This is a genomic window from Pedobacter sp. V48, from assembly GCF_000523515.1.
Taxonomy (GTDB): domain Bacteria; phylum Bacteroidota; class Bacteroidia; order Sphingobacteriales; family Sphingobacteriaceae; genus Pedobacter.
Window position 1 is genome coordinate 135,544 of sequence record NZ_AWRU01000015.1, and the last position, 12,059, is coordinate 147,602.

Annotated in this window: 9 protein-coding genes; 5 read left to right on the forward strand and 4 right to left on the reverse strand. The window is 40.4% G+C overall.

Going from position 1 to position 12,059, the window contains the following annotated elements; all coding sequences use genetic code 11:
* Window positions 1-8 precede the first annotated feature (8 nt).
* On the forward strand, window positions 9-530 hold the full coding sequence (locus N824_RS14890) for a hypothetical protein (protein WP_152542308.1): 522 nt from the start codon (window positions 9-11) through the stop codon (window positions 528-530).
* A 28-nt stretch (window positions 531-558) separates the two neighbouring features.
* Entirely contained in the window at window positions 559-1,725 is a 1,167-nt protein-coding gene (locus N824_RS14895; RefSeq protein ID WP_048905947.1) for an aminotransferase class V-fold PLP-dependent enzyme, read from the forward strand.
* A gap of 12 nt (window positions 1,726-1,737) precedes the next feature.
* Here N824_RS14895 and N824_RS14900 read toward each other — a convergent pair whose 3' ends face one another.
* The 3 genes from N824_RS14900 to N824_RS29160 form a co-directional block, all read right to left on the reverse strand.
* Complete coding sequence (locus N824_RS14900; RefSeq protein ID WP_048905948.1) at window positions 1,738-2,376, reverse strand: hypothetical protein; 639 nt, start codon at window positions 2,374-2,376, stop codon at window positions 1,738-1,740.
* Between the two features lie 167 nt (window positions 2,377-2,543).
* Window positions 2,544-3,782: a BamA/TamA family outer membrane protein gene (locus tag N824_RS14905; RefSeq protein ID WP_048905949.1), complete on the reverse strand. Its 1,239-nt coding sequence runs from the start codon at window positions 3,780-3,782 to the stop codon at window positions 2,544-2,546.
* A gap of 104 nt (window positions 3,783-3,886) precedes the next feature.
* Complete coding sequence (locus tag N824_RS29160; protein ID WP_084498344.1) at window positions 3,887-4,750, reverse strand: HAMP domain-containing sensor histidine kinase; 864 nt, start codon at window positions 4,748-4,750, stop codon at window positions 3,887-3,889.
* Between the two features lie 2,251 nt (window positions 4,751-7,001).
* On the opposite strand from N824_RS29160, the gene N824_RS14915 reads away from it, so the two are divergent.
* Window positions 7,002-7,985: an ABC transporter permease gene (locus tag N824_RS14915; protein WP_306413901.1), complete on the forward strand. Its 984-nt coding sequence runs from the start codon at window positions 7,002-7,004 to the stop codon at window positions 7,983-7,985.
* Between the two features lie 8 nt (window positions 7,986-7,993).
* Here the strand turns inward: N824_RS14915 and N824_RS14920 are convergent, their stop codons facing one another.
* Window positions 7,994-8,563, reverse strand: a complete 570-nt coding sequence (locus N824_RS14920) for a Crp/Fnr family transcriptional regulator (RefSeq protein ID WP_048905951.1) — start codon at window positions 8,561-8,563, stop codon at window positions 7,994-7,996.
* Window positions 8,564-8,687: 124 nt separating this feature from the next.
* On the opposite strand from N824_RS14920, the gene N824_RS14925 reads away from it, so the two are divergent.
* Both N824_RS14925 and N824_RS14930 read left to right on the forward strand, forming a co-directional pair.
* On the forward strand, window positions 8,688-9,401 hold the full coding sequence (locus tag N824_RS14925; protein WP_048905952.1) for an SDR family oxidoreductase: 714 nt from the start codon (window positions 8,688-8,690) through the stop codon (window positions 9,399-9,401).
* Window positions 9,402-9,566: 165 nt separating this feature from the next.
* Window positions 9,567-11,939: an ABC transporter permease gene (locus N824_RS14930; RefSeq protein ID WP_048905953.1), complete on the forward strand. Its 2,373-nt coding sequence runs from the start codon at window positions 9,567-9,569 to the stop codon at window positions 11,937-11,939.
* Window positions 11,940-12,059: the final 120 nt, after the last annotated feature.

Genomic DNA, 12,059 nt, shown 5'->3' on the forward strand with positions numbered 1-12,059 from the left:
AAACGCACATGAACAAGTATATAAGGCTACGCCCCCGGTCAAAAAGTAAGGTCATTTGGACTTTAGTACTTAGCTCGATAATTCTTTTTTGCATTTACATTGGTGTTTTTCAATTGCATTATTACAACAAAGAGTCTGTAGCTTCCATGTTGCTGTTGGTTGTTGGAAATTGCTTCATCATTTTACAAATGATATGGCTTGAAACAAGCAACCTGCTGGTTAGAACTCTTTGTGGTTTTCTTTTGCTTGTAGCCGTTAGATTTAGTGCATTAGGAGTTCTGCAGTTACAGAAACGCTATTATGTGCAACAATTGGAAAATCATGGCAAAATAGTAGATGGAAAAGTATTATTGGTGTGGTCGTCGGAGTCCTCTTTGTTTTACAACCACTATATGGTTGTTCGTTATGCTTTAAATAATGAAAACTTTATACAAAAAATAGATGACGAGAACCAAAGGTTCAATGAAGGAGACAATCTGAAACTTCGGATATCAGCTGAGCATCCGGGAATCCTTCAGGTTATGCAGTAGTCGGATTAACTATAAGTATATTGCGGGCATGATACCCCGAGGCAAACTATACATCAGCAATAAAGATCTATTTACTGGTATCTACTATTGTTTTGCTGATTATTTTAGACCTCAAAAAACAGAGACCGCTGAAAAAAACGATAAAAAGTTGATCTGCCTTTCTGTGCGTACCGGTTTTGATCTGGCTCTAAATGCATTAAATTTTTCGGCAGGCTCTGAAATTTTAGTAACTGACATCAACATCCCAGACATGTTTAGGATTATAGCTGGCCATAAACTAACCGCTATTCCTTTGCCAACAAATAAGCAAACATTAAATATATCGCCTGCAGAGCTGCAATCTGCAATAACGCCAACCACAAAAGCCATACTGATCACCCACCTTTTTGGTGCAATTATGGACACTGATGAGTTAATTGCCATTGCCAGGAAATACAATCTGATTGTATTTGAAGACTGCGCCCAGGCCTATGCCGGTAGTATATATGAAGGCAATCCCGAGTCGGATGTGGCAATGTTTAGCTTTGGCCTCATTAAAACAAATACTGCTGTCCGTGGTGCAATAATCAACTTTAAAGATCCAGCTTTACATGCCAAAGTTTCAACTATAAATGAGCAATATGATAAACAGGATATTTCAAGTTTTCTAAAAAAGCTACTTAAGGCCGCACTTGTAAAGCTCCTCACTACTAAAGCCATTTACACTGGATTTTATAGCCTTGCCAAGGCAAGTGGAAAAGATTTTGAAGAGGTATTGGTTGGCTTTACCAAGGGATTCCCTGGTGATGACATTTTTAAACAAATTCGTTATCGCCCCTGCTCGTCAAACATAAAACTATTACAGAAAAAGCTGGACAACTTTAAACAGCATGATATAGCCACAAGAATACAGTTGGCCAATGATATTTTATCGCCCATCCCTAACGATTACAAAATCGGGACACTAAATACAAAACATACTTATTGGGTACTGCCTGTTGAGTCCAACGATCCGTTACGACTTATCTCCTGCCTGCGTAGGAACGGTTTTGATGCTTCGCAAAAGGCGTCTAGCTTAGTAAAGCACAGCGCCTCCCCCACAGTTGCTAACGCTGAAGATCTAATACTAGATAATCTTGTTTATCTGCCTTCCTACCCGGCCATGAGCAAGAAAGACCGGAATAAGCTCAGCAGGCTATTAATTGACTGTGATTAACCTCATCATTTACTATTCTGATTTAATATTGGCTTTTGATCTTTCAAAGATCACACTTATTATTAATAACACAACATAGCCTAAGATCCCCCAATTATTGTAAGGCAAAAGATGGCTATTAGCTTCACACATAGAGGTGAGATCTACAGGAAACATTAAAAAAAATATCTGCAGACAAGTCATTTCCACCACAGTGTATATGAAAAAGAAACCAATGAGATAGGTCATGGCTTCAGGTTTCATACTTTGAAAATATCTAAAGAAAAACAGTGGTAATATTACGCTAAACACTCCGGTTGAAAACCAAATGAAATACCAGGAATACATACAGTCTATCGACAACAAAGATGTTAGTATTTCATGATATACCATAACTGCCATTGCGGCCGCCACTGAAAAGATTCCTCCAACAATGCCGATTGCAAACGTAATTGCGGAAAAGTGAAACTTGTTTTTCCGTTTCAGTTTTTCGAAAGCAACCTTCTTTTCAATGATCACCTCACTGATATTTTCGGGTAGTTCTACGCTCCTGCTCCTCAGCTCCGCTAGTGCAAGACCAACAGCTTCTTCTGTATGCTTATTCGGATTATTGATGTAATACATCAATTGCGTATCGGATTTCTGTGAGAGTTTCTGTTTGAGCGTTGGCATTCGGTTAAATTAATGAAATGAATTTAGTAAAAACATTAGCGATTATACCCCCCTATTACAAAAACAATTAAGATTACAATATGCAATATATTTATACCAACAAGGACAAATACAGCCAATAAGTTATCTGTTTCGGTTAAGAGCTCAAACATATTTGTAGATTTTAGTTAGAATGCTTCGCCAAGATTTAGCAACACCGCGCTATACCCCTTACTCACACCATAATCGATACCAATATTAGTATTGGACAACTTATTGAACTTAATGCGCAAGCCGGTTCCTGCTGCCGGTTTCCAGGAAGTAAATAAGGAGCCGGAGCCGCTGACTGTATTTACATTTACAAACGCCACAAAACCAAGCAATCCATTTTCGGTAATGTCCCGGCGGTATTCACTCTCCGCATAAAACAATGTCCTGCCACGATACCTGTTCTGGTCTATGCCCCTGGCAGACCTGTTAAAAGGGTCCCATCCGGTACTCGGCAAGTCCAGGTAAGGGGTTTTCCTATTCAGCGCCGTCCAGAAATAAGACCAAAAGGCAAGTGTATTCTGCTGGCTGCGTTTTTCGGGATTCATACGTATGTATCTACGGACATCAAGGTAAAGTGAACTCCAATTTTGGTTACTACCTAATAAAGTGGGATTCACCCGGTAAACTAAATTTCCGTACATTCCCGGTAATGGGTTAGAGGAGTTGCTCCGATTATCATAAACCATGTTTAGGCTAATTCCTGAAGAAAAGGAATTTTTCCCTGTACCATACTGATAACCAGAATACTGCTCCAAATCAGGGGCAGAATCATCGGTATTGATATTGAAACGATAATCCAGATTGTAACCAAGACCCACATACAAATAGGGTTTGATCCGTTTGAGCACATTCTGGTAAAACCTAATATACTTATATTTCAACAGCGTCCGCTCATGTTCTGCTTTCGAATCCCCAATCCCCCAGGTGTATTGTGGATAAACCAAAAACCGCGTATCTCCCTGGATCAACCATGAGTTATCAGTAAGCCAGATATTGGTTCTGACAGGCAATCCGAAACGGTTTCCCAAATTCCAATAAGGTGTAAAAGTTGCAGTGGACAGATTTGTTGTCTTTTTGGGACCAAGGTACATTGCCGCTGAAGTACTGGTGATCAAGGCATTCCCCGTACCTCCGGGCACAGTACCCCCAATAGGCAGAATAGAGAAATACACTTTTTTGTCCTGCTTTTCCCTGACCTTCCCCGGACGGATGCGAAACAGCGCTTTGCCGATATCAATCAAGTCAATTTGCCTGGCAGTATCCACACTCTTATTGTTTTGTATGACCGCGTCCCCCGCATTTTGACCAAAAGCAAAAGAACAGCAACATACAAACATGTTGACAAGGCACAGACTCACTATTATCTTCGATTGCATACCATCAGGTTAAGTGCTTTAGATGACAATAAGCCTGCCAAAAACAACTGAACCAAATGCAACAAAAGACCCATTCATTATCATTTTGAATATAAATTTTAAATCTAATTAACGGGAAGCAGGACTTTAATTTCTGTTGTAATATTTTCTATTGAGCTGATTGCAATGCTCCCGCGATGCAGGCGGATTATATTTAAGGACAGTGGTAGGCCAATCCCATATCCCTTAAAATCCGAAGTATTTGAAGCTCTATAAAAAGGTTCAAAAATATGTTGTACATCACCAGGGGGTATACCAATTCCTTGATCTTTTACAGCAATTGACAATATGTTTAGCTTACTTTCTAATGTTACCAATACAGGTTTATTGTTAGAATATTTGCAGGCATTGCTTACAATGTTTGCTATAGCTAGTTTAAGTAAATTAATATTTGCTTTTATGGTTATCTGGTCTTCATCGGCCGGCAGGTTACTAAAATCGATTTCAATTTTACTTTCGGGATGCACCTGGTTTACCGTGCGTTTGATATCCCACAGCAATTCATCAATCCTTACCAGTTCCCAAGGGTGGTTTTTACCATTGAAGCCTGTTTGTGCCAACCCTAACAAACTTGTGAGAATATGCTCCAATCGATCTGATTCGTCTTTTATTTTCGCAAGAGCCAAATAGCGATCCTGACCATCAGCGTCTGATTTCATTGCAAGTTCGACCTCGCCACTAATAATTGTCAGCGGTGTTCTTAACTCGTGTGAAGCATTGCTGATAAAATTGTTCTGTGTTTCGAAAGCTGTCTCTAACCTGTTCAACATATTGTTAAAAGTTTGTGAGAGTTGAGCCATTTCATCAGTACCGTATACATCAAGCCTTAAGTGTAGATTTTCTGCCTTTATTTTCTTTACACTTTTAATAATCTTTCTTAAGGGGTTAAGCATGTAGTTGGAGAATTTCCAGCCAACTATAAAGGACATTATTATAGATAGAAAAAAACCAGCGATTAGGGTTTTCTGCAAATCCTTTAGTTCTCTAAACCCAAATGGATCATTAGCTGAAACAATAATAATACGGTCYTGWTGANWAYSRSTMAAMTNYTYWCMRACNNWTAAMAATNATKTTSWWYASGWTAASSRKSYASTTKGANNATTTCNWKMMWWYTATMRWRRAMAYTNYKATRGMWAYWCGACGCCTAATTTTACACTACTGATATCACCTTTCTCAATAACAAATTCTTTTTCGTCCGGTAAACGCTCTAAATATTGATTACGGACTTTAGCATACATGTTGTCGTTTTTATCTTCGGCAACTCTAATTTCCGCAGCAATGTTAACTCTGGCTTCTAGTCTTTTATAAAAATCTTCAAAAGCAAAATCATTAGCAAAATACCAGACAAAACCACTCAACAAAGAAATGATAATTGCGGATAAAATAGCGAAAAGAAGCGTTATTTTTCTTGCTATACTCATTATGTATCTTTATATTTTCTCATCTCTACAAAGATTCTAATATTTGGCAGTAATCAAAATATTGGACCTCAAAACAGTAAAGCATATCTCTTTTTTAACATAAAAAAGACACATTGCGTTTACTTTTCTCCTACTGTTCGGCAACGTACGCTTTCCGTTCAATAATGAACGGTTTCGTTAGTCAAAAAAGACTAAAACACTGTTTACAGTAAATTGAAACACTCCACAATTCTTGGCACAAACTTGGTAAATTGCAGATCTATTGTATTTAATTGATAGATCAATACAGCCATGTTCAGACTGAATTTAAAAATCGCTTTGCGTAACCTATGGAGAAATAAAACTTCTTCGGTGATTAATATTATTGGTCTGGCGATAGGTTTGGCCTCCTCCCTTTTACTGCTCTTGTACGTGAACTACGAATGGAATTACGATAAGGGATTCAAAGATGCCGACAAGGTTTATCAGGTAATGATCAATTTCCAGGACGCATCAGGAAAGGTTAGCAGTACGTATGGTGCTCCGGGGAATGGCATTCACAACGCGATCAGAGATCGTATACCGGAAGTGGATGTGGTAGCACGCCTGGTCGGAGGCGGGGAAACASKYMKSRCSMMTGGYMGRASNNGCKKSRAAAMRSTSSYRKYMWATGNCAGAWCMWGMKWYMMWRARRWKNCWTYMYWTRCNGAKYNTKAKNTSCYGRWAATCNNCCSYTACGRNGNTTKATNTRCCSNNAATYCYGNCWWYRKCRCKKRAYRKACCNCAAWKCTGTYRTTWKSMSGGRWCARWSYGCNAAASMWRWYSWTTRRMKRKGWMAAYGWRMKRRACMWAACCATYAMMNNNGRWRWSGWMARRGAMNTWWCCAKNCAMYRSTKYSSTCAANGWMTKWCYANGYCWWKMCYTSSNTCWWKYCTNGASYAKRTCWNTGMMMWKGTCWKWMMTSNAGSAKWKSRRYRRMWWYRKCWGRMMTYWGNATNGGNKCARSKTNARMTGRCCYNTYRAWGGTCRANNNGRTNAAMWGMMMSCTCAAAGGTCNNTNNGWTCAAYNAGCNAAGNCKCNAWASSWMWGYKSAAWRWKYSAWRTYKCSATACSWWARMNNAMAMWYYYWTATKKCMNATWCGTTAANNCNNRSMWWWANTGSCRRWKKYGWYAWCGRAAAAAKNTRYCKGTKSWKWSRTCNGRRMWWWKSWATCTKWNTCATYGSNCTGNNCWTYNNAATYTTAYKNNCATSGCNNCTGCNNCAAWTYYNNGAANNCAKGGCRAMKGNNAARTSSGMAYKMAGRRSAMMRKARGYGSSNCRWKRRSWWSACYRKWGGCGCMRYKMSKKNCYKMASYGRTGGCRCWGNNNTTYSKWASYGWAKYRMTGGCWMTRANCNCTKTKGARKTGTMTTNNTRSCTATRWYCAMYRWTKWGYTSKSKWTASMWMTSTYCANASAMTWTGSNCRRKATMKMRYWYTSSMTRGWCNATKKCARNTRTSNTMGTATTRRCWGGTCNTNWCWRKYRKGRTWRTATYMWSMGSTMTWNCTMTCWGSWTTMWAYCCTGNNCRMNAYTYYWMWMWGMWWWSMASCMWGKKCAAASKYNANRWMSMRRWRMAKYWRRGGCARNNAKKSRKTSYCGGTMARTTTKRSKYWGSYATTRNTNGYYGRTCAKYKYTRCKYTGSYRWTMTRCWRAYMNATCGSTWYKMTKRWGATCTACAAACAGATCGGTTTTATTAAGAACAGACCAATCGGCTATAACACAAATCTATTGGCAGAAATGCCACAGGAGGGCGAACTTTCCCGCAAATTTGAGGTCTTCAAATCGGAGATCCTGAAAACAGGCGCCGTTACTGCCGTCAACCAGGCCGCTGGCAGCCTTTCCAGCGTGAGTAACTGGTTCACGGGTTTCGAATGGCCCAACAGGCCTCCGGGAGCAGAAGAGATTCGTTTTAACCGCTTGGAAACCGATTACGATTTTGTGAAAACCAGTGGTGTGGAGCTGGTTGCAGGTCGTGATTTTTCCAGAGATTTTGCCTCTGATATGGAGGGGGTTCTGCTGAGCAACTCGGCGGTGAAAGTGATGAATCTTCAAAATCCGGTGGGCACCAGGGTGAATCTTAATGGCAAGGACTTGCATGTCATTGGGGTATTCAAAGATATCATCTGGGATTCGCCTTACCACGCTGAAAGGCCGATGGTCATTAATTTCAACAGGGACAAAGGCGCTAGGATCAACATGCGTCTGAATCCGGCCAATAGTTTGAGCAGGAATGTGGAACTGATCTCCGCCGTCGCAAAAAGGCTGAATCCGGCCTATCCAGTTGACATCAAGTTTGTAGATAATCTCTACGCTCAAAAACTGCAGTCTGAGAAAATCCTGGGCATACTGGCTAATCTATTTGGCAGCATCGCGATATTGATCTCCTGCATGGGCCTTTATGGCCTGGTGGCTTACAGTGCGGAACAGCGCACGAAGGAATTTGGCGTGCGCCGTGTACTTGGTGCCTCAGTGAGCAACATTATGAGATTGCTGTCAGTTTCCTTCCTGAAAATGGTGTTTATCGCAGCTTGTATCGGTGTGCCTTTGGCTTATTACCTGATGAATAAATGGCTCACTAATTTTGAATTCCGGACAAGCATATCATTGACGGTTATATCGATAGCAATAGCCGGAACTACAATCATTGCTTTTCTAACGGTTAGCTTTCAAGCGTACAAAGCTGCCAAGGCGAACCCTGTTGAGGCGCTGAAGTATGAGTGATGTTGTGATTACGCCAGCTTTCTTCTGATTCTGCTCAAAGATTGTGGCGTAACATTCAGATAGGATGCTATGTAATTCAGTGGAACGCGGTATGCGATTTGAGGTTGCTCTGACAAAAATACCTGATACCTTTCAACCGCATCTTGTCCTGAATAGGCATTTTTAAGTCGGATTTTTTCCAGCATTCGTTGCTGATGAATCCCATTGACGAGATCAGTCATAAATGGCAGTTTTTGATATAGTCCAAGCAAATTCTTTTTGCTAATAGCTAAAACATGGGTATCGCAACATGCCTGGATGCCTTCGCTGGCTATGGTCTCCTCATTGAAACTTTGCAATATGGTACAGAATTGCTTGTCATCAACAAAGTAATAAGTAACATCGGTACCCTTTTGATTGGTGGAAACTATCCTTAAAATACCCTTAACAATAAAGAAAAGCGTTTTACATACCCTGCCTTCGCTGAAAACGTATTCCCCTTCTTTGAAATCTTTGTCCTGAAAATAAGTGGCAATTATCTCAGCTTCATCATCGGAAATGGTTTTAAATGAGCGAAAGAAGGCAATTAGAGTTTCCATGGGTTAAGGAATATCTGCTAAATTAATGTTTTCCTTAGAATGTTTTCTGTGTGCCGATTTTTACCATTTGGTAAGTGTAGGCTTTTAAGGGTTGTGGATCTTTGTATTCATAAAAAATAAGAATATGGATAATAAAAAAGTTATCATTTTAGGCGGCAGTTCGGGTTTAGGATTAGCAACTGCTAAAGCCGCAGCCGCTGAAGGTGCAAATGTCGTTATTGTATCGAGCAACCAAACAAGGATAGATCAGGCGTTGACGCGACTACCACAAGGAAGCGAGGGTTATGCACTAGATCTTTCGAATGAGCAAAACATCAAGGATTTCTTTAAGCAAACGGGCAACTTTGATCACCTGGTATATACGGCAGGAGAAAACATTACGATGAGCATGGTGAAAGACACCGATATTGAACAAGGAAAGGATTTTTTTACCATACGCTTTTGGGGTGCCTTTGCAGCAATCAAATACGGTAAAGACCATATTAATGAAGGTGGTTCCATTACCCTTATGAGCGGTAATTTCGGACAGCGGCCAAGTAAAGGATATAGCCTTGGCGCAACCATTTGTGGCGCCGTGGATGCTTTTACCCGCGCAATGGCAGTTGAACTTGCCCCCATAAGAGTAAACAATATTGCCGCTGGTGTAATCAAAACCAATTTATGGAATAACCTGAGTGATGCCGACCGTGATGGATTTTACAAGTATCTGGAAAGTACATTATTGCTAAAGCGGGTTGGTGAAGCCGAGGATATTGCCAAGGGTTTTGTATATCTGATGAAGCAATCTTTTGCCACAGGGCAATCGCTGGTGATCGATGGCGGAGCGATGCTGGTTTAAAATAAACTGTCCGACACTGTACACCTATAGTTCGATAATGAACGGTTTTATTATTGAACTATAATTAAAATGCTGTTTTATAGCAAATTGAAAGATATACGCACTCTTGGCACAAACTTGGTAAATTGCAGATCAATTGTATTTAATTGATAGATCAATACTGACATGTTCAAGCTCAATTTAAAAATCGCTTTGCGTAACCTCTGGAGAAACAAGACCTCTTCGGTGATTAACATCATTGGACTGGCAGTCGGATTGTCGGCCTGCCTCCTATTGCTGCTATACGTGAATAACGAGATGAAGTTCGACCGTCAATTTAAAGATGCAGATAAAATCTATCAGGTGATGACCAACTTCCAGGATGCATCTGGTAAGATCACAAGTACAGGAACCTCACCTGGCAACGGGATTGCAATGGCCATAAGAAACAAAATTCCCGAAGTTGATATCATTAGTCGTATTGCCGGGGGCAATGAAACGCTAATTGCCAATAAGGAAACCGGTTTTAGAAAAGTTGATCTCTTTGCTGATCCGGAAATCCTGAAAATATTTAACTATGAATTTATAGCCGGCAATCCGAATGTTGCACTAAATACACCAAATGCTGTAATACTAAGTGAAAGTACTGCGAAGTTGTTATTTGGCACTACTGATGTATTAAACAAAACGGTAAAGTATGCAAACAATACTGACCTGAAGGTAACAGGCGTGATTAAGGATCAGCCAGCCAACACTTCGCTCAGGTTTGATTATTTGATGCCATGGTCTTTTTATGAAAATATAGATGGTGAAGCCCGAAACCCAGGCTGGGGAAATTTCAGTTTCCTTGCTATTGCAAAGGTTAATAACGGAGCTAAACTTGATCGGATCAATTCCAAGGTTAAAAAGCTATTCAATGAAACCTATACAGCCCAAAGAAATGAAAACTTCCTATTCCCTTTTTCAGATTTACATTTGCACGGTGAATTTTTAAACGGCAAAAATGTGGGTGGCGAGATTGAACGCATTTATCTGTTTATTGCACTTGCCTTTGGCATTTTGCTGATCGCCTGTATTAATTTTATGAACATGGCCACGGCAAAATCTGAGCGCAGAGCCAAAGAAGTAGGAATTAAAAAAACGATCGGTGCAACCAGAGGCTCATTGGTTACACAATTCCTTACCGAGGCGATGGTGCTTACTACTGTTGCAGTGTTGATTGCTGTAGCTATTGTTGAGGCTACTTTACCAATGTTCAATAACCTACTTGGCCTGGAAATCATAATCGAATACACAAATGCGGGCTATTGGCTGGGCATACTGTCGGTAGCCTTACTAACTGGTGTTTTGGCGGGCCTTTATCCTGCAGTATTCCTTTCTTCTTTCAACCCTATTCAAACTTTAAAAAAGAAAACAGCAAGGGCAAGACTCATTCCGATAAATCTAAGGCAGGTACTTGTGGTAACACAGTTTTGCTTTGCCATTATGCTGATCATTGCTACATTGGTTATTTATAAGCAAATACAGTTTATAAAGAGCAGACCAGTAGGTTACAATATCAATTTGCTGGCTGAGATGCCTCAAAATGGAGAATTGTTTGGGAAATTTGAATTGTTCAAAGAGCAGGTGTTAAAGACAGGTGCGGTTACTGCGGTAAACCAGGCATCGCGTAGTATGACCCATGTAAGCAATTGGTTTTACGGATTTAAATGGCCAGGAATGGAAAAACAGGGCGAGGAAATTGTATTTAACCGCCTCGAAACTCAGTACGACCTGGTGAAAACAAGCGGTGTGCAAATGCTGGCCGGACGCGATTTCTCAAAGGAGTTTGCATCAGACTCTGCTGCTATTATGCTAAGCAGCACTGCGGTGAAAATGATGAAACTAAAAGATCCGATTGGTAAGATGGTAACGCTTTTTGACAATAAACTGAAGGTAATTGGCGTGTACAAAGATTTTTTATGGGATTCGCCCTATCACTCCGGACGACCAATGGTTATCAATTTCAGCAAAAATCAGGGAGGTACGATCAACATGCGTTTAAATCCGGCTAATAGTTTGAGTAAAAACGTGGAGCTGATCTCAGCTGTTGCCAAAAGTATAAATCCGAGCTACCCAGTTGAAATTAAGTTTGTGAATGATCTGTATACTGCAAAGCTGCAGTCGGAAAAAATTCTGGGTATCCTGGCCAATTTGTTTGGTGGCATTGCCATATTGATTTCGTGCATGGGTCTTTACGGGCTTGTTGCTTACAGTGCTGAGCAGCGAACTAAGGAGTTTGGCGTGCGTCGCGTTTTGGGTGCCTCCGTTGGAAACATCATGAACCTTCTTTCCCTATCCTTCCTTAAAATGGTACTTGTAGCGGCTTGTATTGGTGTACCTTTGGCTTATTACCTAATGAACAAGTGGCTCACTAATTTTGAATTCAGAACCACTATATCATTGTCTATTGTACTGATATCTATAGCAGGAACTGCAATCATTGCTTTTCTAACGGTTAGTTTCCAGGCCTACAAGGCTGCAAAAGCGAATCCTGTTGAGGCGCTGAAGTACGAGTGATGTAGGGATTACGCCAGCTTTCCTCTGATTCTGTTCAAAGGGTATTCTTTTATCTTTATTTCTATTTTCTATTTTAGAGAAATTTAACGCAGAAATGCCAAGCATGAATGCTGGAAATAG